The 24,258-nt window shown below is 63.9% G+C and carries 22 protein-coding genes; 16 read left to right on the forward strand and 6 right to left on the reverse strand.

Going from position 1 to position 24,258, the window contains the following annotated elements:
* Positions 1–58: 58 nt before the first annotated feature.
* The 8 genes from CEY11_RS14555 (at position 59) to CEY11_RS14590 (ending at position 7,074) form a co-directional block, all read left to right on the forward strand.
* Positions 59–598, forward strand: a complete 540-nt coding sequence (locus CEY11_RS14555) for a TlpA family protein disulfide reductase (protein ID WP_088604356.1) — start codon at positions 59–61, stop codon at positions 596–598.
* 218 nt (positions 599–816) lie between these two features.
* Positions 817–1,251, forward strand: a complete 435-nt coding sequence (gene aroQ, locus CEY11_RS14560; protein WP_088604128.1) for a type II 3-dehydroquinate dehydratase — start codon at positions 817–819, stop codon at positions 1,249–1,251.
* A 100-nt stretch (positions 1,252–1,351) separates the two neighbouring features.
* On the forward strand, positions 1,352–1,801 hold the full coding sequence (gene accB / locus CEY11_RS14565) for an acetyl-CoA carboxylase biotin carboxyl carrier protein (protein WP_088604129.1): 450 nt from the start codon (positions 1,352–1,354) through the stop codon (positions 1,799–1,801).
* Between the two features lie 8 nt (positions 1,802–1,809).
* A complete protein-coding gene (accC, locus tag CEY11_RS14570; RefSeq protein ID WP_088604130.1) occupies positions 1,810–3,156 on the forward strand; it encodes an acetyl-CoA carboxylase biotin carboxylase subunit in 1,347 nt (448 codons plus the stop codon).
* Between the two features lie 112 nt (positions 3,157–3,268).
* On the forward strand, positions 3,269–4,204 hold the full coding sequence (gene prmA, locus CEY11_RS14575; RefSeq protein WP_088604131.1) for a 50S ribosomal protein L11 methyltransferase: 936 nt from the start codon (positions 3,269–3,271) through the stop codon (positions 4,202–4,204).
* A gap of 15 nt (positions 4,205–4,219) precedes the next feature.
* Complete coding sequence (locus CEY11_RS25960) at positions 4,220–5,494, forward strand: zinc-ribbon and DUF3426 domain-containing protein (RefSeq protein WP_088604132.1); 1,275 nt, start codon at positions 4,220–4,222, stop codon at positions 5,492–5,494.
* Between the two features lie 40 nt (positions 5,495–5,534).
* Entirely contained in the window at positions 5,535–6,470 is a 936-nt protein-coding gene (locus CEY11_RS14585) for a carbohydrate kinase family protein (protein WP_088604133.1), read from the forward strand.
* Positions 6,471–6,576: 106 nt separating this feature from the next.
* Positions 6,577–7,074, forward strand: a complete 498-nt coding sequence (locus CEY11_RS14590) for an outer membrane lipoprotein (protein ID WP_088604134.1) — start codon at positions 6,577–6,579, stop codon at positions 7,072–7,074.
* 280 nt (positions 7,075–7,354) lie between these two features.
* Here CEY11_RS14590 and CEY11_RS14595 read toward each other — a convergent pair whose 3' ends face one another.
* From CEY11_RS14595 to CEY11_RS25155, 3 genes are all read right to left on the reverse strand, one after another.
* Positions 7,355–7,918 carry a YggT family protein gene (locus CEY11_RS14595; RefSeq protein ID WP_088604357.1) on the reverse strand — a complete coding sequence of 188 codons (564 nt, stop codon included), beginning with the start codon at positions 7,916–7,918 and terminating at the stop codon, positions 7,355–7,357.
* Between the two features lie 169 nt (positions 7,919–8,087).
* The gene (locus CEY11_RS14600) at positions 8,088–8,627 is read right to left on the reverse strand and encodes a histone H1-like DNA-binding protein (RefSeq protein WP_088604135.1); all 540 of its coding nucleotides are present in this window, start codon (positions 8,625–8,627) and stop codon (positions 8,088–8,090) included.
* 237 nt (positions 8,628–8,864) lie between these two features.
* Entirely contained in the window at positions 8,865–9,050 is a 186-nt protein-coding gene (locus CEY11_RS25155; RefSeq protein WP_143322847.1) for a hypothetical protein, read from the reverse strand.
* Positions 9,051–9,156: 106 nt separating this feature from the next.
* On the opposite strand from CEY11_RS25155, the gene CEY11_RS14605 reads away from it, so the two are divergent.
* The 4 genes from CEY11_RS14605 to CEY11_RS14620 all read left to right on the forward strand — a co-directional run bounded on the left by CEY11_RS14605 (position 9,157) and on the right by CEY11_RS14620 (position 15,518).
* On the forward strand, positions 9,157–10,536 hold the full coding sequence (locus CEY11_RS14605) for an MFS transporter (protein ID WP_158215324.1): 1,380 nt from the start codon (positions 9,157–9,159) through the stop codon (positions 10,534–10,536).
* Between the two features lie 103 nt (positions 10,537–10,639).
* Positions 10,640–12,445: a hypothetical protein gene (locus CEY11_RS14610; protein ID WP_088604137.1), complete on the forward strand. Its 1,806-nt coding sequence runs from the start codon at positions 10,640–10,642 to the stop codon at positions 12,443–12,445.
* Between the two features lie 297 nt (positions 12,446–12,742).
* Positions 12,743–14,506, forward strand: coding sequence for a sensor domain-containing diguanylate cyclase (locus tag CEY11_RS14615; protein ID WP_158215325.1), 1,764 nt, complete (start codon positions 12,743–12,745; stop codon positions 14,504–14,506).
* A 247-nt stretch (positions 14,507–14,753) separates the two neighbouring features.
* Positions 14,754–15,518 (forward strand): SinI family restriction endonuclease, encoded by a 765-nt coding sequence (locus CEY11_RS14620; protein WP_088604139.1) that lies wholly within the window; start codon positions 14,754–14,756, stop codon positions 15,516–15,518.
* A 19-nt stretch (positions 15,519–15,537) separates the two neighbouring features.
* Here CEY11_RS14620 and CEY11_RS14625 read toward each other — a convergent pair whose 3' ends face one another.
* The 3 genes from CEY11_RS14625 to CEY11_RS14635 all read right to left on the reverse strand — a co-directional run bounded on the left by CEY11_RS14625 (position 15,538) and on the right by CEY11_RS14635 (position 19,257).
* A complete protein-coding gene (locus CEY11_RS14625) occupies positions 15,538–17,049 on the reverse strand; it encodes a DNA cytosine methyltransferase (protein ID WP_088604358.1) in 1,512 nt (503 codons plus the stop codon).
* Positions 17,050–17,176: 127 nt separating this feature from the next.
* On the reverse strand, positions 17,177–17,980 hold the full coding sequence (locus CEY11_RS14630; RefSeq protein WP_198958904.1) for an alpha/beta hydrolase: 804 nt from the start codon (positions 17,978–17,980) through the stop codon (positions 17,177–17,179).
* Positions 17,980–19,257: an MASE1 domain-containing protein gene (locus CEY11_RS14635; RefSeq protein WP_088604141.1), complete on the reverse strand. Its 1,278-nt coding sequence runs from the start codon at positions 19,255–19,257 to the stop codon at positions 17,980–17,982. The genes CEY11_RS14630 and CEY11_RS14635 overlap by 1 nt, the downstream gene beginning before the upstream one ends.
* A gap of 594 nt (positions 19,258–19,851) precedes the next feature.
* Here CEY11_RS14635 and CEY11_RS14640 point away from each other — a divergent pair.
* The 4 genes from CEY11_RS14640 to CEY11_RS14655 are packed head-to-tail and all read left to right on the forward strand — an operon-like array spanning position 19,852 to position 24,253.
* Positions 19,852–21,930 carry a TonB-dependent receptor gene (locus tag CEY11_RS14640; protein ID WP_158215326.1) on the forward strand — a complete coding sequence of 693 codons (2,079 nt, stop codon included), beginning with the start codon at positions 19,852–19,854 and terminating at the stop codon, positions 21,928–21,930.
* Positions 21,923–23,110: a PepSY-associated TM helix domain-containing protein gene (locus tag CEY11_RS14645; RefSeq protein WP_408608137.1), complete on the forward strand. Its 1,188-nt coding sequence runs from the start codon at positions 21,923–21,925 to the stop codon at positions 23,108–23,110. The genes CEY11_RS14640 and CEY11_RS14645 overlap by 8 nt, the downstream gene beginning before the upstream one ends.
* Positions 23,107–23,286, forward strand: a complete 180-nt coding sequence (locus CEY11_RS14650; RefSeq protein ID WP_088604144.1) for a hypothetical protein — start codon at positions 23,107–23,109, stop codon at positions 23,284–23,286. The genes CEY11_RS14645 and CEY11_RS14650 overlap by 4 nt, the downstream gene beginning before the upstream one ends.
* On the forward strand, positions 23,261–24,253 hold the full coding sequence (locus CEY11_RS14655) for a pyridoxamine 5'-phosphate oxidase family protein (RefSeq protein WP_233154894.1): 993 nt from the start codon (positions 23,261–23,263) through the stop codon (positions 24,251–24,253). The genes CEY11_RS14650 and CEY11_RS14655 overlap by 26 nt, the downstream gene beginning before the upstream one ends.
* Positions 24,254–24,258 lie beyond the last annotated feature (5 nt).

A 24,258-nucleotide genomic window follows, 5' to 3' on the forward strand; every position in this document is an offset into this window, starting at 1 on the left:
GCCGGGAAAGCTGCGGCGGCACTCCGGCCGCGCCGCGCCGGTGTATGATGAAAAAATCATGAAATCCGTCTTCCAACCGAACTCCGGGCCCGGCGCCTCGCGGCGCGGCTTCCTGGGCCGTGGCGCCGCCCTGGCGCTGGCCGCGGCTCTGGCGCCGGTCGTGGCCCGTGCCGACGACTTCGGCCCGGCGCCGCTGTTGTCACAGAGCTTTCCCGATCCGCAAGGCGCGCAGGTGCCCCTGTCGCGCTGGGCCGGCCGGCCCGTGGTGGCCAACTTCTGGGCCACCTGGTGCCCGCCCTGCGTCAAAGAAATGCCTGAACTCGACGCCTTGCACAAGAAGTATCCCGCGGTGCAGTTCCTGGGGCTGGGCGTGGATACTGCGGCCAATATCCGCGCTTTTACGCATAAGGTGCACGTTTCTTACCCCTTGCTGGTTGCCGGGCACGACGGTATACAATTGATGCGCGACTTGGGCAACCAGGCGGGCGGCCTGCCATTTACCGTGGTGTTCGATGCCAAAGGGCGCCAGATCGACCGCGTGCTCGGGCAGATCAAGCCCGCGCAGCTGGAACGGGTCATACGGGGCCTGGCCGCGTAATAGCCGGCTGCCGCTCGCGGCAAGCGTTCAGGGTGAAGCGGCCCGGCTCGGCAGGCACCAAGACGGCCGTCTCGTAGATGCGTAGCGGCCGCGTGGCCGGATCCCACACCTCTCAATATCAATAGCGACTGCCCGCACCGATTGTGAATTATCTATATTTAATAGACAAATGGCGCTTTTTAGCGTAAAAAGCGAACTTTCGGACACGGATACATATTATGGCGCAGCATATCCTGGTTCTGCACGGACCGAACCTGAACCTGCTCGGCACGCGCGAGCCTCAGGTTTACGGCCGGCAGAGCCTCGATGACATCAATGCCGGCCTGCTGCGCGTGGCCGAACAGGCGCAGGCGCGCTGCAGCGTGTTCCAAAGCAACCACGAGGGCGCGTTGGTCGATCGTATCCAGACAGCCGCCGGCGAGGGCGTCGATTTCATCGTCATCAACGCGGCGGCCTATACGCATACCAGCGTGGCCTTGCGCGACGCCCTGGCGGCGGTGGCCATACCGTTCGTGGAGGTGCATCTTTCCAATGTGCACAGGCGTGAATCTTTTCGTCACCATTCTTATTTATCCGATACCGCGCAAGGGGTGATTGCGGGGCTCGGGCCATACGGGTACGAGGCGGCCTTGCGCTATGCCTTGGCTCATTAGGGCCTGTTTACACTAAAAGAACAGGCTCCTAGGCGGCGGTTTTTCATCAACATCATCAGTCCAGTGCCGCGGGCGCCGGACATCGTCACGGGACGTATTTATGGACCTCAGAAAACTGAAAACCCTGATCGACCTGGTCGCCGAATCGGGTATTGCCGAGCTCGAGATCACCGAGGGCGAAGGCAAGGTAAGAATCGTCAAATTCTCGCAGACGACCGCCCCTGTGCCGCTGCAGGCCGCTGCCGCCGCCGCGCCCGCGACGGCGCCCGAGGCTGCGGCGGCCCCCGCTGCGGTGGCGCCGCCCGCCGCGCCCGAGGGCCACGTGGTCAAATCGCCCATGGTGGGTACTTTCTATCGCTCGCCCAATCCGGGCTCTTCGGCCTTCGTCGAACTCGGCCAGGCCGTCAAAGAAGGCGAGCCGCTGTGCATCATCGAGGCCATGAAGCTGCTCAACGAGATCGAAGCCGACAAGTCCGGCGTCATCAAAGAGATCCTGGTCGAGAACGGCGAGCCCGTCGAATACGGCCAACCCCTGTTTGTCATCGGCTGAGTCCACCAATGTTTGGAAAAATCCTTATTGCCAATCGCGGCGAAATCGCCTTGCGCATACAGCGGGCCTGCCGCGAGATGGGCATCAAGACGGTGGTCGTGTATTCCGAGGTCGACCGCGAAGCCAAGTACGTGCGCCTGGCCGACGAATCGGTGTGCATCGGCCCCGCCGCGGCGCGCGACAGCTACCTGAACATGCCGCGCCTGATCTCGGCGGCCGAAGTCACCGACGCCGAGGCCATCCACCCCGGCTACGGCTTCCTGTCCGAGAATGCCGATTTTGCTGAGCGCGTCGAGAAAAGCGGCTTCGTCTTCATTGGCCCGACGCCGGCCTCGATCCGCGTCATGGGCGACAAGGTCAGCGCCAAGCAGGCCATGATCGAAGCGGGGGTGCCAGTGGTGCCCGGCTCGTCCGGCGCGCTGCCCGACGACCCTGAAGAAATCCTGCGCACCGGCCGCGAAGTCGGCTATCCGGTCATCATCAAGGCGGCCGGCGGCGGCGGCGGGCGCGGCATGCGGGTGGTCTACACCGAGGCGGCCCTGCTCAACGCGGTGACGCTGACGCGCTCCGAGGCGGGAGCGGCCTTCAACAACCCCGAAGTCTATATGGAGAAGTTCCTCGAGAACCCGCGCCATATAGAAATACAGGTGCTGGCCGATGGCGGGCGCAACGCGGTGTGGCTGGGCGAGCGCGACTGCTCGATGCAGCGGCGCCACCAGAAGGTCATCGAAGAAGCTCCGGCGCCCGGCATTGCGCGTCGCCTGATCGAACGCATCGGCGAACGCTGCACCGAGGCGTGCCGCAAGATCGGCTACCGCGGCGCCGGCACCTTCGAGTTCCTGTTTGAGGACGGCGAGTTCTATTTCATCGAGATGAACACCCGCATACAAGTGGAGCACACGGTCACCGAGATGATCACCGGCGTCGACCTGGTGCGCCAGCAGATACTGATCGCGGCCGGCGAAAAGTTCACCCTGCGCCAGCGCGACGTCCAGATACGCGGCCATGCGATCGAATGCCGCATCAATGCCGAAGACCCGTTCAAGTTCACGCCCAGCCCCGGGCGCATCACCAATTGGCATACGCCGGGCGGCCCAGGCGTGCGCATGGATTCCCACGTGTTCAGCGGCTATGTGGTGCCGCCCAATTACGATTCCATGATCGCCAAGCTGGTCACGCATGGCGATACGCGCGAGCAAGCGCTGGCGCGCATGGACATCGCGCTGTCGGAAATGGCGGTCGAGGGCATCCAGACCAACATCCCGCTGCACCGGGAACTGATGCAGGACGCGCGCTTCAGGGAAGGCGGCACCAGCATCCATTATCTCGAGCACAAACTGGCGCAGCGCCCCTGAGCGCGGCGCCCGGCCTGGGCGTGCCGCCAGGCAATCGATAGCGGCGCAGTGTTTCGGCGCCTGATTGCATATCGGCATGCACCCTGGCCACTGTTTTTCCGACGGAACTTTTATGCGTGAACTCGTCCTGAATTGTCTGCAGTCCGAGGCCGAGGCGCTGTCGGACGCCTTGCTGGAAGCGGGCGTGCTCTCGGTTTGCGTCGAGGACGCCGATACCGACACCGAGGCCGAACGCCCGCTGTTCGGCGAGCCCGGGCTGGAGCCCGAGGTGCAGGCCTGGCAGCGCAATCGCATCGTGGCGCTCTTGCCCGACGGCGCCGACCCCGCGCAGATCATGGCCCAGGCCGCCGCCGACTGCGGTGCGCGCATCGATGCGGCCTGGACGCTGCGCGAAGTGCCCGACGCCGACTGGGTACGCCTGACTCAATCGCAGTTCGGGCCCATACAGGTGGGCCAGCGTATCTGGATCGTACCCAGCTGGCACCGCGACGATCCGCGGATCCCCGCGCAAGCCCGACGCCCGGCCGAGAGCGGCGACAGCGGGGCGGTGCGCCTCGAACTCGACCCCGGGCTGGCATTCGGCACCGGCAGCCATCCCACCACGCACTTGTGCCTGGAATGGCTGGCCGAGCATGTGGCCGGCGGCGAGTCGCTGCTGGATTATGGCTGCGGCTCGGGCATTCTGGCGATAGCCGCGCGCATGCTCGGCACGGGCCGCACATGGGCAGTCGACATCGACGAACAGGCGGTGCAGGCGACCCGCGACAACGCGCGCAGCAACGGCGTCGAGCTGCAGGCCATGCTGCCTGATGAGCTGCCCGCCGGACAGTCGCGGCTGGTGGTCGCCAATATATTGTCCAGTCCGCTCAAGCTGCTGGCGCCCATGCTCGCCGGCCGCGTCGAGCCCGGCGGCGATCTGGTGCTTTCCGGGGTTCTGGAGCGCCAGGCCGAGGAAGTGGCGCAGGCTTACGCGCCGTGGCTTCGCATGACGGTCTGGCGCGCGCGCGACGGCTGGGTATGCCTGCACGGGCAGCGGCCCCGACTCTAGACGATAATTGTGCCCATGGAACTGAGTACGCAATGTCCCCGCTGCGGAACGGTGTTCCCGGCCACCCTCGAGCAGCTGCAGCTGCGCAAGGGCTATATCCGCTGCATTAACTGCGCCCATATCTTCGACGGCTACGAGTCCGTGGTGTCGGGTGATCCGGCTGCGGGTGCTGCGGCGCCCGCGCCCGCTTCGACAGTGGCCAGGCCGGCCGCGCCGCCGCGCGCGGAGCCGCCCGAACCCGCGACAGAGCCGGTACATTCATGGACGACCATGCGGCCCGCGGTACCGGCACCGGCACAGGCACCGTCCCCGACGCCGACAGCTCCGGCAGCCGCCGCAACTGCGTCCGCCGCTGCGCCGCAGCCCGGGCAGCCTATTCCCAGCGTGTTGCGCCAGCGCACGGGCTCGCGCGGCGATGGCGCTGCGTGGCGCAAGCCCGAGTCCGCTCCAGACCAGAGCTTCAGCCTGCATATTCCCGACGAAGACGATTTCGCCGAGGGCCCGCGCTTCACGCTGTCGTCGGCGCGCCTGCCGGCGCGCCAGCGCTCTGAACCCTCGTTGGACGGCGGCCCGGACGCAGGCGCCGCGGACACGGATGCCGGGCAACAGGACGGCGGCGCGCTGGACGGGCCCGCCGCCGCGCGCGCCGCGGTGTATGCCGAGCCCGGCCGCGCGCAGGAATCCCGTTCCACCATTTACGTGGAGCCGCGCCGCGGCGACGCGGACGAGCCGCTGCCCGAGTTCCTTGAAACCCGTGGCCGGCGCTGGCGCAGCGCGCTGCGGATGTTCTGGGGCGTGTTGACGCTGCTCGCGCTGGTCGTGCTGCTGGCCCAGTTCGTGTACGTTTATCGCGGCCAGATTGCCGACCATTCCCCCGAACTGCGGCCCATGCTGCAGCGGGCCTGCGTCGCCCTCAAGTGCGAAGTGCCGTATGCACGCCGCATTCTGCTTATTTCCATTACCAACTCGTCGCTGCGTTCCGTGCCCGCCGGCGGGACGTCTGCCGGCGGTAAAAGCGCGGCCGGCAACAACGACAGCAGCCGCATGCTGCTGCAGCTGACCTTGCGCAACGACGACGAGCGGGCGCAGGAATGGCCCACCTTGACCCTGGATCTGGTCGATTTTTCCGGGTCGGTGGTGTCCAAGAAGAACCTGGCTCCCGAAAATTATCTGCCTGCCGAGCTGCGCGGCGCGCCTTTCGCCCCGCACAGCGAAGTGGCGCTGGCCGTGCCCCTGACCGTCACGGGCTACCACGTCAACGGCTATCAGCTCGGCAAGTTCTTCCCCTGAGCTTTTTCCACCGATTTTCCCGAACTTCCAAAGGATGAGGATGTCTGAACAGGTACTGGTTTGCGGTTCGATCGCCTTCGACACTATTGCGGTGTTCGAGGGGCATTTCAAAGATCATATCTTGCCCGACAACATACAGTCTCTGAGCGTGTCTTTCCTGGTGCCTGCCATGCGCAAGGAGTATGGCGGCTGCGCCGGCAACATCGCCTACAACCTGAGCCTGCTGGGCGGCCATCCGGTGCCGGTCGGCAGCGTCGGCGCCGATGCCGCCGACTACCTGGCGCACATGCGTGAACTGGGCATAGACACCCGGCTGGTACGCGTCGTTCCCGATATGTACACGCCGCAGTGCTTCATCACCACCGACCTGGACAACAACCAGATCACCGCCTTTCACCCCGGCGCCATGGCGCGTTCGGCCGACAATGACCTGGGGCAGGCCGAGGCGGCCTGGGCCATCGTCGCGCCCGACGCCAAAGAGGGCATGTTCGCCCATGCACGCCGGCTCAAGGGCCGCGGCATTCCCTTCATCTTCGATCTGGGTCAGGCCATGCCGCTGTTTACCGGCGCGGACATCGAAGAGATGCTGGGCTTGGCCGATATTCTCGCCGTCAACGATTACGAGGCGAGTGTGGTCGAGCAGCGTACCGGCCGCGGCATGCGGGACATCGCGAGCGGCCTGCGCGCCGCAGTGGTGACGCGCGGGGCCGAAGGCGCCACTCTGTATGCGGACGGCGAGCAAGTGGATATCGCGCCGGTGCGGGCCGAGCGGGTGGTGGATCCCACCGGTTGCGGCGATGCCCACCGCGCCGGCCTGCTGTATGGCCTGACGCAGCAGTGGCAGCTGGCCGATGCCTGCCGCTTGGCGAACGTCATGGGGGCTTTTAAAATTGCCTCACAGGGGCCGCAGAACCATCGACCCAGCCGCGAAGAAATCGGCGCCGTACTGCGGCGCCACTATGGCCTGGATCTGTAAACACGGGTTTCGACATCTTGCCTTGTATGTCTTTGCCGCCCTCGCCCGCGATTCTGTATTGCGGCCGAACCGCCGCGTCACGCGGGCGGCTTGTCAGGAGTTTTCCATGAATCCGCTACATTCTTCGCGCAAGATGCGCACCCCCCGGCTGCTGGTACTGGGCGCGACGCTGGCCGCGGCCTCGCTGCTGGCCGGCTGCGCCAACGACTCGGCCTCCGGTTCCGTATACACCTACGACCAAGCACAGCGCGAACAGGTCGTACGCACCGGCACGGTGCAGTCCGTGCGGCAGGTGGTCATCGAACAGCGCGGCACTTCGGGCGTCGGCGCGGTTGCCGGCGGCGTGCTCGGCGGCGCGGTGGGCAGCACCATAGGGCGCGGCGGCGGCAATTTGCTGGCGACGGTGGGTGGCGCCATCGCCGGCGGCTTGCTCGGCAATGCCGTCGAGAATCAGGCCGGCCGCACTCCGGGGCTGGAGATCACGGTGCGCCTGGACAATGGCGAAACGCGCGTCATTGCGCAGGCGGCCGACACGCCTATCGCGGTGGGGCAGCGCGTGCGCCTGATCAGCGGCGGCGGCCCGACGCGCGTCGTGCCCATGTAATTTGCGGCGGCCGGGCGTCTGCCCGGCCGTTGCGACTTTGCCGTGCCTGTTTCCTTATGCGAGTTTGCGATTACAAAGAGAACAAGGCGCGAAGCCGCGAGCAGTACAAGTAGTACGGCAAGGCGAAGCAACGCTGTTATCTCGACGCGGTTGCCGCTTTGATCGCGAATTCGTGTTATTCCATTGCTAAATCGATCGTGAACGCGAAAGCGAAGCGCAGACAGTACACCTGGTACGGCCAGCGAAGCTGACAAAGTGCACGGTTGATTTAGAAATGGAATCAGACGCCGAATACGCTGAAGCTTAAATGCTGCAGCAGCATCATGCCCAGCTGTGCCAGCACCAGCAGCACCAGCGGCGAGAAATCCAGGCCGCCGGTATTGGGCAGGGCCCTGCGGATCGGATCCAGCAGCGGCGCGGTCAGCGTATGCAGCACCGGCATGACGGGCGCCAGCGGATTCACCCAGGAAAGAATCGCCTGTATCAGTGTCAGCCACAGCACCAGGTTCAAGGCCCATTTCAGCACGGTGAAGACGCTTGCCAGCAGCGCCGGCACGAGCGAGGCCGGAGGCGGCAGCGCGCCGGTCAGCAGCAGCCAGCTCAGCAGTAGAAACACAAGCGCCGTCAGCCAACTGGCCAGCAGGCTGGGCCAGTCTATGCGGCCGCTGGGCCGCACAACTTTGCGCAAGGGCTGCACCAGCCAGTCGGTGATGCGCAGCACAGCCTGCGAGTATGGGTTGAAGGGATGCAAGCGGATCGCGTACATCCAGGCGCGGACGATCAGCGCGATCCCGAACAGGGTGCACGCGATGTTGAGGATGAAATGTAGAGCGTCGCCGAACATAATGGGCTGGTCAGGGATATAGCGGTTGCCCATTGTCGCATGAAAAAACTGCCCGGCATGGCGGGCAGTTCAGTTGGCTGCGAGGCCTGCGCCCTTGCTGCTGGCACGGGCCTCGGAAGCTTCAGGCCGCGCAGCCGATACGTGCGCGGCGCGGCCTAGAGGCGGTCGATCAAGGACGACTGCCGGTGGGGAAGGGCCAAGCGGCAACCGGGTTGACGACCTTCTTGACGGCCGGCGCGGCGGTGGTCGCTTTAGTGGCCTTGGCGGCAGCCTTTACGCTGGGCTTTTTGGCTGCGGCTTTCTTGGCGGGAGCCTTCTTGGCCGCGGCTTTTTTAGCCGGCGCTTTTTTTGCGGGAGCCTTTTTGGCTGCGGCCTTCTTGGCCGGCGCCTTCTTCGCCGCTACTTTTTTTACGGCTTTCTTGGCTGCGGCTTTTTTTGCCGGGGCCTTTTTGGCTGCGGCTTTCTTGGCCGGCGCTTTCTTCGCTGCAACCTTCTTTACGGCTTTCTTGGCTGCGGCTTTTTTAGCGGGTGCCGCCTTCTTGGCCGCTACTTTCTTCACGGCTTTCTTGGCTGCGACCTTCTTGACTGCGACTTTCTTCACTGCCGCCTTCTTTGCTGCTACTTTCTTGACGGCTTTCTTTGCGGGTGCGGCTTTCTTTACAGCTTTCTTGGCTGCCGCTTTCTTGGCGGCCTTTTTGGCAGTTGCCATAGTGAAGCTCCTTGGGATCGAGTGATTTGGCACATTCACCCATTTGATATGGCCCCCACGAAAAGGGTGCGACCCATCTCAAATGGCGCAAGCGTACAAAGCACCCTGTGCTTCGTACGCCTAAAGTCTAACGTATGCGTCACTCAATACCAAGCTTTATTGACAAGAACGGAAAGAAGTGATTCCGAATCCGCGGCGTTTTCAGCGGCCTGAAAAATCATCGCGGCAATCACCACTTCATTCGGCAGCTTGCGAAATCGCTGCATCCCGCGCTTTTGCTTCTTCTTTGAACGATGCCGAGAATGACTGCGCGCGCGCGTCTCTATGCGCGTCGCCTGTTGTTTTTATCACACCATCAAAGACAGCGGATGACGGTTCGTCGTGTCGTTGCGCGGCGCGTCGTTGATGTTCATGTTCGTCCATGTCATGCCCCGCTGCATGCAAGGTGCGCCGCTTGCGCCGTTCGCGCGCTGGCGCCGGCAGTACAATCGAACGCTGCTTATTTCTACACAGCGCTGCGCGCGGCACGATGGATCACTCACACAAGCCAGTCAAACAGCTCCGCGTCTTCACTGTCATCGCCATGGCACTGCTGATGATGGCGATCGATTCGACCATCGTGGCCACGGCGCTGAGAGCCATCCAGCATGGGCTGCAAGCGTCCGTCAATCTGGCGGGCTGGACTATCACCGCTTATTCATTCGGCTTCGTGCTGATGCTGCCCATCAGCGGCAAACTGAGCGAGCGTTTCGGGCGCCGGCGGGTCTTCATCGGTTCGACCGTGGCCTTTACCATGGCCTCGCTGGGCTGCGGGCTGGCCGACAACATCTACCTGCTGATTGTCCTGAGGGTGCTGCAGGCTGCGGGCGGCGCGGGCTTCACGCCATCGGCAACCGGCATCATCGTCGATCATTTCGGCAGTTCGAGAGACCGCTACGTCAGCCTGTTCGGCAGCATCTTCCCGGTGGGTGCCATGATCGGCCCGATCTTCGGCGGCTTCTTCGTCACCTGGCTGTCCTGGCGCGACGTGTTCTACGTCAATGTGCCCATAGGCCTGCTGATCTTGTTTTTGGCGTGGCGCTACCTGCCGCATGACCGCCCGCGCGGCAACAAGCGGCGGCGGAAAATGGATCTGCCGGGCATCGTGCTGCTGGGCGGCGGCCTGCTCGCCGGCATGCTGTCGATCAGCGCTCTGGGCGAATTGCGATCCGGCGCCGGTTGGGCCTGGTCGATGGCGTTGTTGCTGCTGGCGTGTCTGGCTTTCCTGACGTTCTTTCGGCACATCCAGCGGGCACAGGCGCCGTTCATTGTTCCCCGCCTGATATATGGAGAAGGCTTCGGTGCCGTCAATCTCGTCAACATGATTTTTACCGGCTCGATCGTAGGCGCCATGGCCCTGGTGCCGCTGTACGCGGTCAATCGCTACGGCATCAGCGCGGTCGGTTCGGGGTCGCTGCTGACCGCCCAGGGTGCGGCCGCCATGATTTGCTCGCTGCTCGCGGTGATGCTGCTGCGTCGCAGCGGCTATCGCCTGCCGCTGTATGTAGGCAGCGTGCTGTCGGTGGCGGGCCTGTTGCTGCTCGCGCTGCCGCCGCAGTGGGGCATTTCGCCTTATGCGTGGCTGGCCTTCGCCGCCTTCCTGGTGGGGGCGGGCAACGGCAGCATCAACCCGGCCACGCGCAACGCCGGCCTGCAGCTCGCGCCCGAGTCGTCTGCCATGCTGGCCGCCTTGCGCACCCTGTCGCTGCAAATCGGCTCGATCGTCACGGTGTCGATCGTCACCGCGATTCTGGTCGGCAACGAGCACCAGGGCCTGGTTCAGGCCTGGGTCTATGCTTTCCTGGCGCTGCTGCGGATTGTGGCGCTGCCATTGATCCGCTCGGTGCCCGAGCAACGGGGCGCATGGTAGTGGCGGGGCCGGCGCGCCCCGGTGCCCGGCGGTTCGGGCGCCTGTACGTATCAAGAATTTTCCACTCTCGCAATACACATTTCACGGTGTACGGTTCCGACTCATGATCATCGACAGCGCTGGCCGTGCCGGCTTTCACCACGGCTTGCGGCAACCCGATCAGGTATTGACGATACGCTTGGGCTACTGCCCCGCCGCTGTCGATTGGGCGGCGTTCGACGCCTGGCTGTCCGAGAAGCTGGCCATGCCCGTGCAGGCCCACGCCGCGGGCACAGTCTTCGAGCACGAAGCGGCTCGGGTAATGTGGCGCATATTGCAGATTGCGGCGGGCTTGCAGCGCGCCGCACGCATTCCCGTGTTCGAACCGGGCCGGATCCTGTCCTGCCGCGCCGACGAGCGCGAGGCGGGGGTGTGGCTGTGCACGGTTGCGGTGCCGCGCATAGATTTTCTGGCGGCGCAGTCCACGCGCCTGGCCTACGACTGGGCCACTTCGCTGGTGCTCGAGCTGGCCATGGCCGCCGATCGGCCCGACCGGCCGGAAGGGCTGTACCGCCAGTTGGAAGAGCAGGTATTGCAGCCATTGCGGGCCAGCCTGCCGGCGGGAAAGTCCATCATTCATATGCTAGGCACCGCCCAGGAATGCGGCGTTCCCTGGCGCTATCTGGGCGACTGCGTTTTCCAGCTGGGCTGGGGCCGGCGCGCCTTGCGCATACGCAACAGCAAGGTGGAAACGGATTCCTTGCTGGGCGCCGAAGCCGCGCAGCACAAGTTCGTTGCCGCGCAATGGATGCGCCAGGCCGGGCTGCCGGTGCCCGACCACTATCTGGTCGTGGACGAGAACGGCGCGCTGCAGGCGGCGCAGAACCTGGGCGGGCTGATGGTAGTAAAGCCCGTCGACCGCGACCGGGGCGAGGGCGTGACGGTCGACGTCGATTCTCCCGAGGCGGCGCGCGAGGCCTTTCGCCTGGCGGCGGGGTTTTCCAAGCAAGTACTGGTCGAACGCGCCGTGGCCGGCGTTTGCCATCGCCTGCTGGTGGTGCGCGGACGGGTGCTGTACACCGTGAAGCGTATGCCTATTGCCGTCCAGGGCGACGGCCGCATGACCGTGGCCGAGTGCGTACAGGCCGCCAACGACAGGCAGAAAGCCATGCCGGTCTGGAACCGGCCTCCCGCCTACCCGCTGGACGATCCGGCCAGGGTCGCGCTGAGCCGTGCCGGCCTGACGCCGGACAGCGTGTTGGGCGCCGGCCTGTGGGCTCCGCTGCGGCGTATTGAATCGACCCAATGGGGCGGGCTCGACGTGGATTATTCAAAGACCTTGCACGCCGACAACGTGGCCATAGCGGTCAGGGCCGCGGCACTTTTCGGGCTGGGCATCGCCGGCGTCGATATTATTTCCACCGACATCACGCGTCCCTGGCACGAGAACGGCGCCGCCATCAACGAAGTCAACCTGGCGCCTCTGCTCGGCGCCAGTCAGAGTTCGCTGGGCACCCTGCACGAGCTGATGCAGCGCTTGATGGACGGCGACGGCCGCATCCCCGTCGGCGTGGTGGTGGGGGCGCAGGGCGCGGCGATCCGGGCGCGCGCCTTGCAGCGGCAGTGGGCGGCCCAGGGTCATGCCTGCTACGTTACCAGCCACGCGGAAACGCTGGGGCCCGGCGGCGTCCCGATGCCGCTGGCCATACAGGGCTTGTACGCGCGCTGCATTGCGCTGCTGGCCGACAAGGCGGTCGGCGCACTGATTCTGGTGGCGCAGACCGATGAGCTGCTTGGCACCGGTTTGCCCGTAGACCGGTTCAACCTGGCCGAACGGGTCGTGGGCGAGCTCGTGGCCACGAGCCATGGCGGCGCAACGCCTCGTGACAGCACCGACAGGCTGGCCGGTTTGCTGGGCTGCACGGCCTGAGCAGCCGGCGCGGCACCGTCTTCAGGCGCGGGCCTTGGCTGCGCGTGTCCTCGGCCACGCCGCGGCGCGCATCCCTGCCGCGCAGATCCGGCTAGACCTCTTGCGCACAAGAAGCTGCAGAGGCGGCATGAATACGCCTTCGGCATGAAAAAAAGATTACCCCAATAAATGTAAACGTTGTCCGGCTTGCCGGCGGCTCTTTATAAACCGGGGTTCCGACGGCGCCAAGGCACGGTATGCTTTGTAGGTCAATAAATGATGCTCCGTGCAAAACAGGAGATTCATTGGGGACGTTTTATGGATCATCCAGACCCCCTTGATATTGCAAAAGCCCAGCCTGAAACGCGCGACGCTTCGGCGTGGCGAAGCCGCCCTACGGCCAGCGCGAGCAGCCCTCGGGCCGAACGTCTGATTCATGCACTGCGGACGCCGGCATGCTGTTTCGGCCCGGACGGCGAGGTCGGCAGTATCAACGACGCGTGGCTGGCTTACGCGGGTGTTTCCATAGAAAGCCAGGGCCCGCTGCAATGGATAGAGCTGATCCACGCCGAGCACCGCTACGACGCGCTGTCCCGACTGCGGGCCGCCGGCGCCGATTCGGATCACGAAGTATTGGAGTGCCGGCTGGCGGATCATCGCGGCAATGGGCGATGGTTCCGCGTCGATCTGCATAGAGCCGGCGAGGGCTGGCTTTGCACATGCGCGGATATCCACGAGCTCAAGTCCCGAGAGCGTGAGCTGAAGAGCAGGGCATCGATGCAGGCCGACATGCTCAATGTCAGCCTCGACTGCATCAAATTGATTGCCCCGAACGGCAACCTGCTGCACATGAATCGCGCCGGCTGCCGTGCGCTGAGGGTCGATGAAAACTCGGAATTCGGCATGCCCTGGCTGCTGTTGCTGCCCGAAGATGTGCGGCGCGACGGAAGCGTGGCGCTCGAGTCGGCCAGAAAGGGCGTTTTCAGCCGGTTTTCGGGGCACAGCGTAATCCCCGGGCATGAGCCGCAGTATTGGGACAATATGCTGACCCCCATACTTGATGCGGAAGGGAAAGCTACGGCCATTCTGTGTGTTTCAAGAGAGGTCACGCGCGAGCGCATGGCTCTCGAAGCGCTGCGCCTGAATGAAGAGCGTCTGGCGATCGCGGCCCGGGTCGGCGGCCTGGGCGTGTGGGACTACGACATAGTCCACGACGCGCTGCAGTGCGACGAGAACTGGTATCGGATCATGGGGCGCGATCCGGGCGAGCCCATAGTCTCCATCGAACAGTATCGGCCGTTGATACACCCCGAGGATGTCGACAGGGCGACCGAGGTCGTGAAGACCGTGGAAGAGCTGATGTCTACGGGCCTGGATTATGGGATCGAATATCGTATCTTGCGGCCTGACGGTGAGATCCGCTGGATCCGGTCGGTGGCGTATCTGCAGCATGAAGACGGAGCCGCCAAGCGTGCTATCGGCTTTGTGCTCGACATTACGGATGCGCGGCGCAATGAAGCCAGCCTGCGGGACGAGAAGCGGCTGCTGGAAGACGAGCGGGCCTCGTTCCGGCGCCAGAGCCTGGAAGATGCGCTTACGGGCATACCCAACCGGAGATACCTGAATGAAGAGCTGGAGCGGATCTGCGGCGGCAGCGGGCGGGGCGCGATGAGGGTCTGCATAGTCTTGGTCGACGTCGACCACTTCAAGCTCTACAACGATATGTACGGGCATCACGAGGGCGACAGGGCGCTGCGCCTCGTCGCGTCCGCGCTGAAGAATTCCTGCCGCAGGTCGGACGTGGTCGCACGCTATGGCGGCGAAGAATTCATGATCATCGGCCGCCATATCACGAACCCGGTTCCGCTGCTGGACAGCATGGCATCCGCGGTTCGCCGACTCAAAATTCCCCACAACGGCTCGCCGGCGAAGCAGCTTTCGATAAGCTGCGGCTGCGTGGTGTTCGACGCCGAACAGAGCGGGCTGTCCGTTGCTGCGCTGATCGAGCAAAGCGATGGCGCGCTGTACGAGGCAAAGTCGCAAGGAAGGAATCGCTACATCATTCGCAAGCTCGGCGCTTGAGCCCGTGGGGCGGGGCGGCCCCGGAAGCTTGCCTGGCCCCGGCCGGTATCGCTGGCCGGCACGAGACTCGTCGGGCAACGCGGCGCCACGGTGCTTCGGATCGCAAGCACGCTTCTGTCACGAAATCGGTCAAAATAATAATATCCGTATGGTTTCGGCCGGACGATGCAATGCATGACCGGGCGCGTGCCTGCTGCGGGCATGGGGCGGCGGCAGCCGCGTCGCCTGCGGCCTTCGTGCCCGGGCTATGCCCCTGTCCCGATTCGTCTCGAGGCGGGGGATACGCCTTGCGCGGAACTTGCTTGAAACTTATTTCCCTGGGAGGGCAGAATCAGTGGCATTTATAGCAAATGCGGAAAGCATCGCACGCGAGGCGATGCGTCAGGTCAACCCGGCTCTGGCCGACAAATACGCCTTGCTTGTCAAGTTTCTTGCGGATCACCCAGATGCCGCGTCCGCCACGCGAAGCGCATCGGCGCCGCTGGGCACGGCGGAATATGTGCGCAGGCGGGCTGCGGCATTTGCGCAGTCCCGGGCTCCCAAGCCTCCCAAGCCGCCAAAGACTGTGCCGGACGAAATGGTGTCCGTGATACTCGTCGCCTCTTTCGGCATTGCGCAAGGCGATGTCGAGCGCGTCAAGCGTGAGCACCTGCTCTCGATGGGGGCGGAGAATCTGGTCGGAGAACTTCTGGAACGCTACCTCGCTTCGGTGATGGAACCGAGGGGGTGGGTCTGGTGCTCCGGCGCGATGGTGAAGGCCGTCGACTTCATCAAGGCCCCCGGCGCTCCCGGGGCCGACTGGCAGCTACTTCAAGTGAAGAACCGGGACAACTCGGAGAACTCGTCCTCGAGCGCGATCCGAATCGGCACGAGCATCAAGAAGTGGCACAGGACGTTCTCGAAGAAGCCTGGATCGAATTGGGCCGGGTTCCCCGACGCCGCGCTTCGTCGGGATCTGTCCGAAGACGGGTTCAAAGAGTTCGTGCGCGGCTATCTCGAAGATCTGCGCTAGTCGCGGCGGGTCGCCGCCCTCAAGCCGCCTCCATGTCTGCGGCGAACCCCAAAGATATCTGCCGCGTCTTCGCCTTGGCTGTTGCGGCCTGCCGCGCCTTCCTTTTCGATTTTCGTTTGCTCGTGCCCGGATCCGGGTCGAGCCCCATGACGGCCCTCGTTCTGGCCTCCCAGGAAATTTCGTCCGTTCCCTTGTAGCGGCTGAACGGGTATTCCGCCGGAGGCCTCTTGCCCTTGCCCGCGATGTGCGCGAGGATGGCTCTACCAACAGCCTCGCCGAGACCGACAGGCACGGCATTGCCGATCTGCTTGTATCTGTCGGCGATGGAGCCGCAGAAAACCCAATCGTCGGGAAATTGCTGGATGCGCGCGTATTCCTGAACCGACAGAGGCCGGTTCTCTTCGGGATGGCAGATATCCGTGGCGGGCATGGTCGGAGACGTGACCAGCGTACACGAGGGCTTGTTCCAATCGAGCCTGCGCAGGAAGCCGGTCTTGCCGCCCCCCGCGTCCAGAGAGCCTCCGAGCGCCGCGCGATGGAGCTTCTTGGGCAAGTGCTTCCAATATTGGCCGGGGCCCAGCAGCCGATAGAAGCGCAGGCGCGCCTCGGGAAATTCCTCGTGGTCGCCGGCTGCAGGATCGAGCCCCTCAAGCGCGTCGCGCAGCGTCCGCCATTTCGGCAGGTCGAAAGACTCGTTCTGCGAATGCGTTGGAACTAAGTGGGGCAGCTTCTGGCCGTCGCGAGAGCACAGCATGATGACGCGTTCGCGCGACTGCGGAACGCCGAAGTTCGCCGCGTTGTACAGGTTGAATGAGACCCCGTAGCCGCCCGCGCGAAGCAGCCCCAGAATATGCATGAGCGCGCCGCCCGGCCGTTCTTCGGGATCGGGCACCCAGTCGGGGCCGCGTTCGGCATGCGGCGTGTGAACCATTGGCGCGGAAAGCAGCCCGCGGACGTTCTCGATGACGGCGAAACGCGGCCGCATTTCGAGTATCAGATTCACGTAGCGCAGGATCGCGTTGCCGCGCTCGTCATGGAAGCCCCTGCGGGCCCCCGCGGTCGAGAAGGCTTGGCAAGGTGGCCCCCCGACCATGACGTCGATCTCGTCGTCGGGCCGCAGGCCGGCGTATTCCCGGATCTGCCGCGCATCGTACTTCCAGATGTCGCCTATCATTCCGATGTCGGGCCTATTGGCCGTTATCGTTCGACGGCACGTCTTGTCGATCTCGCATGCGAGCAGGAAGTGCATGCCCGCCTTCTCGAGGCCGAGATCGAGGCCCATCGCGCCGGAGAAAAATGAAAGCGCCTTGAGTTTCGGGATCTTGCCTGGGGCTCTGCGCCGGTCTTCCGGCGGATTGGCCGCGCCGTCGCGCAGGTAGATTTGAACGGCGGCTTCGGTCGTGAGCCATTGCTTGCCGGCTTGCCGGCCTTCCAGGGCTCCGCAGCGCAACAGGGCGCGCACGCGCTGCTCCGATACCCCGATTTTTTCAGCGGCTTCCTTGGTCGTCAGAACTTCGGGTATGTGGCCCATTTCGCTATCGAAACACAAACAATACCCGCGTAATTTAGCATGACGCCGATTCCGCCCGAGGCGCCCCCGAGGCGCGGGGTTCTTGGCGGCTGCGGGCCGCCCGTTCACGCCATTGCTGCGTGGCTGGTCACGATGCCCGCCTGCTGCTGCGCCGCGTGCGCGCCAGCGCGGGGTCTTTCCCGAAAAACTCCAGCACGCCGGCTGCCACCTGCTCTCTGTCGTTGTCCACGCAGATCATGTGATAGCTGTTGTTCACCAGCAGCAGCTGCGATCCGGGGATTTCGCGTGCCAGGAAATGCGCCGATTTCGGGCTGGTCAATTCGTCTTCCATTGCGTGGGCGATGAACGTCGGGCACGTGATACCGCCAAGCCCCCGCATGACGCGGGCGCGCAAACGGTCGACCTGGCGCACGCACGCCAGGGGCACCCAGGGGTAGTGGAAGTTGTCGCCGCGTGCGAACTTCGCCTTGACGATGCTGCGCACCAGATCGCTCTTGATGCCGAACGGGTCTTCTTCCTGCACCCGCATTCTTTCGGCAACTCCGGGCACCAGGTAGAGGGCGTGCCGCAGGCCCCGGTACCAAGGCGCGCTCCAGCCGTCCAGGAAAATGGGCGCCGCCAGGGTGACCAGCCGGCCCTGGGCATGGCCTTCGGTTTTGCACAGCTCCAGCGCCAGCAGCGCCCCCATGCACATGCCCAGCACGTGCAGGGTCTGGTATTGGGGCAGCAGTTCGCGGTAGCGCAGTGCCACCGCCTCCAGCCAGTCCTCCATGCGCACGCCGACCAAGTCTTGCGGCTGCGTGCCATGGCCGGGCAGCGTCAGACCGTGAGTCTCGATGCCCGCTGCGGCCAGCACCTTGTGCAGCAGCCCCAGGTCGAACTCGGTGCCACCCAGGCCGTGTATGAGCAAAGCCCCTGTTTCGGCCGCCATCAGTCCACCGAACCCGTGTCCCGGGCTTGCCAGGTGCCCGCCACAATGATGGCCTGTTCAGTTTCGTCCCGGGCGGCGGCGCCGCTGTCGAGAATCTTCAGCCAGCGTCCCTGCGCGTCCGCAAGACGGAACGACAATACATCGATGTTCTCGCTTCCCTGGCCCGAGCGCTCGGCCCAGCGAGCCCGCAGGGCGGACGCGTCGTCGGGGTGCGCGCGCGCGACCACATCCTCGAGCGTAGCCAGCCCCGCGACCTGAAGATCCTGGGCCAATGCCGCATCGCCGGCCCATTCGAACTTGCCCGAATTCACGTCGAACTGGTATATCAATTGCTGGCTGGCGGACAATGCCAGCTCCAGGCGCTCGTGCCAGTTGGCCACGGATTCGAGCCTTCTTTCCCGTTCGCCGCGCAGGGCGTTGGCCAACAGCACCAATAAGGCGGCAACCGCCAGATAGGCTTGGGCGTGCAGCAGGGAATCGCCCGCCGGTATGCCCGATGACCCGAACGGGCCGTCGCCCTGGGCGCTTTGGTACAGCGCCATGAGGGCCAGGGTGAACACCGCTATGCTGCCGCCGCGCGGGCCCCACACCAGCGCGGCCAGCACGGCGAAGACCAGCGGCAGATAAGTCAGCTGGAAGCTCAGCGCGGCCGAGAATTGCTGAGCGATGCGGCCGTCGAAGATCAGGAAGGTCGAAACCACGAGAGCGGCATAGGCCAGTCCGCCCACCCGCAGATCGCGCGCCGAAGGGCCGCCCGAGCGGCGCGCGCGGAAGTTCGCCCAACTGGTCAGCACGGGCGTCACGATCAAGGTGCCCGCCACATTGGCTGCGCCCCACACCATCAGTATGGGCCACGCCGGCAGGCTCTTCGAGTACATCAGCCAGCCTCCGCCCAGCGCGGCGCTCAGCGCCGCACCCGCCAAGGCGCCGGCGACCAGCGCACCTATGAAACCCAGCCCTTGCGTACGCGGCGACAGGGCCCGGATGACCCACGCCGCCAGAAGAAACGATAGCGGCCCCGATATGGACAGAACCAGGGCGGTGGCCACATGGTCGCCCCACAACAGGCCCAGCACTAATTGGGCAAGAAACAGCGCCCCGGCCAGCGCCGGCCAGTGGCGCCGCTCGGCCAGGATCAGAGCCGCCACGGCAATGCCCGCCGGCAGCCAGACGTAGGATGCCCGGCCGGCGGGGTCGTCGAGCAGCAGCGAGAAATAGCCGAAAACGAGATACAGCAGGGCCCAGAGCGCAATTGAGTACTTGGTCGGCATACGCATTCTTCATCCGAGAGTCCGGGCGTCTCGGCCGTGGCAGGAGCCCGTAAAAAACCGTAGCTTATAGGTCTTCGGCGCAGTGGGCCACCCCCGAGGAGGCGGCCCAGGCTGGCATTCGGGGCTCTTAATTGACAGCCTATACATGAAGTGGCGCTCGAAGTATTTAATAATCAGGCGGTTACGCCGTTGCCGTGATGATGGGCGGATAGCCTGGCAGCCAGCGCAATAGGCGGATTATGAGGGCCGGGCTACCCGCCTTGGCGGCGCGGGTGCCTGGCTGGTGGCCTGCATGGCTCCCGACTGCGTTAGATAAATTCTTTGATGCGGATGCAATTTCGTATAATATATAAATAGAAACAATTCTTATTTGCGTTATTAGAATCGGATGCTATAAAAATACGACTGGCCGATTCCTCACGCACATCGACATTGGGATAAATAAACATGCATGCGTACCCCCGCTTTGCGCATAGCCGCGGCGCGAAGCGTTGTTCTGTTCGCCCCAGCGCGCTTGTATTGGCCGTTCATGCCGCGTGCGCCTGCGCGGCGTTGCCGCTGGCGAGCGCCCAAGCGCAAACTGTATCGGCGGTGACCACCATGCCCGCCGTGACCGTGCGGGGCATGGCAGAGTCCGCGGCGCAAACGCCCTATGAGGGCGGGCAAGTCAACGAGGGCGGCGGCCTGGGCATATTGGGCGATTCCGATTTCATGGATACGCCGTTCAACCTGAACAGCTACACCTCGCAATTGATCGAGGACAAGCAGGCGCGCACCCTGGCCGATCTGGTGTCTGTCGATCCCTCGGTGCGCATGGGCAGCGGGCGCACCAACATCAACGAAGACTTCACCATACGCGGCTTGAGTTTCAGCAGCCAGGATGTCGCTTTCAACGGTCTGTACGGTGTGTTGCCTTACTACCGCGTCCCGATGGAAATCGCCCAAAGCGTGGAAATCCTGAAGGGCCCTTCGGCCGTGCTCAACGGCATGGCGCCGGGCGGCAATGTGGCGGGGGCCATCAACATCGTGCCCAAGCGCGCCACCGATGCGCCAATATCACGCGTGACCGCCAGCTATTGGTCGAATTCGCAATTCGGTACGCACGTCGATGTGGGGCGCCGTTTCGGTGAAGACGGCCAGTTCGGCATACGTATCAATGGGGCCTATCGCGATGGCGGCACGGCGATCGACGATCAAAAAGACCAAGAGGGGCTGTTGTCCGTCGCGCTGGATTACCGTGGCGAGCGCACGCGGGCATCGCTGGACGTCCTGCGCGTATCGCAGCGGATCGACAACGAGGTACGCCAGTTCCAGATCAGCCCCGTGCTGGACAGTCTGCCCAGCGCGCCGTCGGACACCAGCCTGAACTATCCCGGCTATGGCCGCGTCATCATGCACGACACGTCGGTCGTAGGGCGCATCGAGCACGACATCACCGACAACATCACGGTGCATGCGGCCCTGGGCAATCGCAGGCACAAAATGGATGCGGTTGCCGGCAACGCCACCTTGACGGGCATGAATGGCGACTATGTATCGACCCCGGCCTGGCAGATATTCAAGCCCGAGACCACCAGTTTTGAAACCGGCGTGACCGCGAAATTTGCGACCGGCGCCGTCGATCACAAAGTCGTTGCCAGCTTCTCGCGCATGACCAACGACGCCGACATCGGTTTTGTGTTTCCCTGGGGCTATGCGTCCATTCCCAACAACCTGTACACGCCGATTGCGCCGCCCAGCGACTATCACAATACAGACGGGATAGCGAACCCGGTGGGCAAATACACCGAGGCGACGCTGACCAGCTATGCGCTGGCCGACACGCTGTCTTTCATGCAAGACAGCGTGCAGTTGACCCTGGGTGCGCGCCATCAGTCGGTAAAGCAGCAGAACTACGTCTACTTTCCCACGCCCACCAATGCGCCGGACGGCCCTGGGTATAGTGAATCTGCCATTACGCCGGTAGTGGGCCTGGTGGTCAAGCCCATCAGGAATCTGTCGCTTTACGCCAATTACATCGAGGGCCTGTCCCAAGGCGCGTCGGCTGCACCGCCGACGGTGACCTCGGCGGCGTCGCTGCCGCCGATGAAAACCAAACAGTTCGAAGTCGGCGCCAAGTACGACTGGGGCAACCTTGCCACTACGGTCAGCCTCTACCAGATCAAGCGGCCCAGCGCCACGGTATTCAATAATTCGCTGACGCAAAACGGCATGCAGGTGAACCGCGGCCTGGAAATCAACGCTTTCGGCGAAGTGGCGAAAGACGTGCGCATACTGGGCGGCGTGGCTTTCATGCGCGGCAAGCTCGATGAAATGGCCGGCGGCGTCAACGAAGGCAATGACGCCGTGGGCGTGCCGCATATGCAGGCTTCGCTGGGCGCGGATTGGGACAATGTGTTCACCCCGGGCTTGGGCTTGAACGCGCGGGTGGTCTATACGGGCTCGCAATACGCCGATCAGGGCAATAAGTACAAGCTGCCCTCGGTCACTACTTTCGATGTCGGCGCGCGCTACAAGACCAAGGTGGCCGGCAAAGACCTGACGCTGCGCCTGAATGTCGAGAACCTGTTCGACAAGTCTTATTGGGCGACTTCGAGCTCGGCCAGCAACGTGTCCGACGGCTATCTGTACCTTGGTTCGGGCCGCATCGTAATGTTGTCGGCAACGGTGGATTTCTAAGACCATGCATCTGCGTACCTGGATATTCATCCACAAGTGGACTAGCCTGGTCAGCACGATCTTCTTGCTGGTGCTGTGCCTGACCGGGCTGCCGCTGGTCTTCCACGAAGAGATCGAGCAGCTTTCGGGCGTGGTCGAGGCGCCGTCCATGCCGGCGGGCACACCCAATGCCAGCCTAGACAAGATCGTCCAAAGCGCATTGGCGGCGCAGCCCAAGAAAGTGGTGCGCTACATGTTCTGGGACGAGGAAGAACACCCGCACATCACCATGGTTTCCATGGCCAGCAAGGTTGACGCGCCGCCGGACGAGTTCTGGACGGTGGCCATCGATTCGCGTACTGCGCAAGTGCTGGATCAGCCCAATGACCAGGGTTTCATGGCGGTCATGCTCCAGCTGCACAAAGACCTGTACGCCGGCTTGCCCGGGCAGCTGTTTCTGGGCCTTATGGGCCTGCTGCTGGTAATTGCTATCATTTCCGGCGTGGTGGTTTACAAGCCTTTCATGCGCAAGCAGGATTTCGGCACGATACGCAGGCAGAAGGGGCGCGGCATCAAATGGCTGGATCTGCATAATTTGCTGGGTATCGTCACGGTCGTGTGGCTGACGGTCGTGGGCGCAACAGGCATTATCAATACGCTGGATCCGATAGTGCTGGCTGTTTGGCAGGGCGACCAATTGGCCGACATGGTCAAGCCCTATAAAAACGCACCGCCCATGAAAGACAATGGCTCGGTGCAGGCCGCGTTCGTCACGGCGACAAAAACCGCCCCCGACATGACCGTGCGCCTGATCGCCTTTCCGGGCACGGCGTTTGCCGACCCGCATCACTATACGGCCTTCATGAAAGGCAGTACCCCGCTGACGGCCCGCTTGCTGCGCCCGGTACTGGTGGATGCGCAAACCGGCGCATTGACCGACACGCGGGAAATGCCCTGGTACGTGAAGTCGCTGTTCGTATCGCAACCGCTGCATTTCGGCGACTATGGCGGCCTGCCGCTGAAAATAGTCTGGGCGCTGCTCGACATTCTCGCCATCATCGTCCTGGGCAGTGGCGTATACCTGTGGGCCAAGAAATACATGCGCCACCGCGAAGCCCAAGGCATCCTGGCCGAGGCCGAGACTGAAGAAGCGCAAAGGGCAGTAGCGGCCGGGGAAAGAACGGAGGTGCAGACGCAATGAAAGTCTGGTTCTGGCCGCTTGTGGTTGGCCTGCTGAGCGCCATCGGATTGCTGTCCGGCCTTCTATACGACGGCCTTGGTGATGCGGTTTCTTGGCTGGCGCTGCTGGTTCCCGTGGCGCTGTCCGTATGGCATGGCTGGCTGCGTAAAAATGCTGCGGACGATCGCCGAGCTTGAGGCGCAGGCAGGCGCAAAGCCCGCGGCCATCGACCTGAAGGTCATCGATCATCTGGACGGGCATGCGTGCCGCTGGTTGCGTGCATCGCCTTTGGCGTTTGCCGCGTTCAGCGATGCGCAGCGCATCGACGTGACCATTGCCGGCGCCGGGCCCGGTTTTGCAACTGCGTTGGATGAAAAACAGCTTCTATTGCCGCGCGCCGTGCTAGACGAGCCCGAGCAGGCGAGACAAGGGCGGGGCGTAGGCCTGTTGTTCCTTGTTCCTGGCATAGGCGAAACCCTGCGCATAAATGGCAGCGTGGCGAATGTGGACGGCGAGACCCTGGTCGTCGCCGTGCAGGAATGCTATTTGCATTGCGCCAAGGCTTTGCTGCGCTCCGATTTCTGGCAGCCCGCGCAGCCGGCAATAAATGGCGTCGGCGATTTTCTGCGATCGAGCCGTTTCATGGCTTTGGCCACTGCCGATACCGCGCTGAATACCGACCTCAGTCCCAAGGGCGACCCGGCCGGCCTGCTGGCCCAGCCTTGCGAGGGCGGCATTCGTTTTGCGGATCGCCCGGGAAATCGCCGCACGGACAGCCTGCGCAATATGCTGCAGAGGCCCCACGCGTCGGCATTGTTGATTGTGCCCGGGCACACCCAGGTTGCCCACGTGCAAGGCATGGTCAGCATCAGCGCCGACCCGCGGCTAAGGCAGCCTTTCACTGTACGCGACAAGACCCCCAAACTCGTGACCAGTATTGCTTCGCCATCCATTGCTCTGCGCCCGAGCAGTGCCTTGGCGCGCGCTAAGCCTTGGACGGCGGTCGCGCCTCCTGCGGATATCGACCCGGCAGCCATCTTCGCCGCGCACGTAAAGCTGCACAAGGCGCGCGGGCTGGGCGCTATGGTCGCCAGGGGGTTGGTCTCCATTCCCAGCCTGATGCGTAAAAGCCTGGACGTCGACTACAAACGGAATTTGTATTGACGAGC

Origin of the sequence: Candidimonas nitroreducens (genome assembly GCF_002209565.1) — a bacterium.
Lineage (GTDB): Bacteria > Pseudomonadota > Gammaproteobacteria > Burkholderiales > Burkholderiaceae_B > Candidimonas > Candidimonas nitroreducens.

What these genes read in the sequence shown, in the direction of transcription:
- CEY11_RS14555 (WP_088604356.1), top strand. Translation starts at nt 59, where the DNA reads ATGAAATCCGTCTTCCAACCGAACTCCGGGCCCGGCGCCTCGCGGCGC.
- CEY11_RS14605 (WP_158215324.1), top strand. Translation starts at nt 9,157, where the DNA reads ATGGATCACTCACACAAGCCAGTCAAACAGCTCCGCGTCTTCACTGTC.
- accB (WP_088604129.1), top strand. Translation starts at nt 1,352, where the DNA reads ATGGACCTCAGAAAACTGAAAACCCTGATCGACCTGGTCGCCGAATCG.
- accC (WP_088604130.1), top strand. Translation starts at nt 1,810, where the DNA reads ATGTTTGGAAAAATCCTTATTGCCAATCGCGGCGAAATCGCCTTGCGC.
- CEY11_RS25960 (WP_088604132.1), top strand. Translation starts at nt 4,220, where the DNA reads ATGGAACTGAGTACGCAATGTCCCCGCTGCGGAACGGTGTTCCCGGCC.
- CEY11_RS14600 (WP_088604135.1), bottom strand. Translation starts at nt 8,627, where the DNA reads ATGGCAACTGCCAAAAAGGCCGCCAAGAAAGCGGCAGCCAAGAAAGCT.
- CEY11_RS14585 (WP_088604133.1), top strand. Translation starts at nt 5,535, where the DNA reads ATGTCTGAACAGGTACTGGTTTGCGGTTCGATCGCCTTCGACACTATT.
- prmA (WP_088604131.1), top strand. Translation starts at nt 3,269, where the DNA reads ATGCGTGAACTCGTCCTGAATTGTCTGCAGTCCGAGGCCGAGGCGCTG.
- CEY11_RS14610 (WP_088604137.1), top strand. Translation starts at nt 10,640, where the DNA reads ATGATCATCGACAGCGCTGGCCGTGCCGGCTTTCACCACGGCTTGCGG.
- CEY11_RS25155 (WP_143322847.1), bottom strand. Translation starts at nt 9,050, where the DNA reads ATGGACGAACATGAACATCAACGACGCGCCGCGCAACGACACGACGAA.
- CEY11_RS14620 (WP_088604139.1), top strand. Translation starts at nt 14,754, where the DNA reads ATGCCCCTGTCCCGATTCGTCTCGAGGCGGGGGATACGCCTTGCGCGG.
- CEY11_RS14590 (WP_088604134.1), top strand. Translation starts at nt 6,577, where the DNA reads ATGAATCCGCTACATTCTTCGCGCAAGATGCGCACCCCCCGGCTGCTG.
- CEY11_RS14630 (WP_198958904.1), bottom strand. Translation starts at nt 17,980, where the DNA reads ATGGCGGCCGAAACAGGGGCTTTGCTCATACACGGCCTGGGTGGCACC.
- CEY11_RS14640 (WP_158215326.1), top strand. Translation starts at nt 19,852, where the DNA reads ATGCCCGCCGTGACCGTGCGGGGCATGGCAGAGTCCGCGGCGCAAACG.
- CEY11_RS14625 (WP_088604358.1), bottom strand. Translation starts at nt 17,049, where the DNA reads ATGGGCCACATACCCGAAGTTCTGACGACCAAGGAAGCCGCTGAAAAA.
- CEY11_RS14650 (WP_088604144.1), top strand. Translation starts at nt 23,107, where the DNA reads ATGAAAGTCTGGTTCTGGCCGCTTGTGGTTGGCCTGCTGAGCGCCATC.
- CEY11_RS14615 (WP_158215325.1), top strand. Translation starts at nt 12,743, where the DNA reads ATGGATCATCCAGACCCCCTTGATATTGCAAAAGCCCAGCCTGAAACG.
- CEY11_RS14655 (WP_233154894.1), top strand. Translation starts at nt 23,261, where the DNA reads ATGCTGCGGACGATCGCCGAGCTTGAGGCGCAGGCAGGCGCAAAGCCC.
- CEY11_RS14595 (WP_088604357.1), bottom strand. Translation starts at nt 7,918, where the DNA reads ATGTTCGGCGACGCTCTACATTTCATCCTCAACATCGCGTGCACCCTG.
- aroQ (WP_088604128.1), top strand. Translation starts at nt 817, where the DNA reads ATGGCGCAGCATATCCTGGTTCTGCACGGACCGAACCTGAACCTGCTC.
- CEY11_RS14635 (WP_088604141.1), bottom strand. Translation starts at nt 19,257, where the DNA reads ATGCGTATGCCGACCAAGTACTCAATTGCGCTCTGGGCCCTGCTGTAT.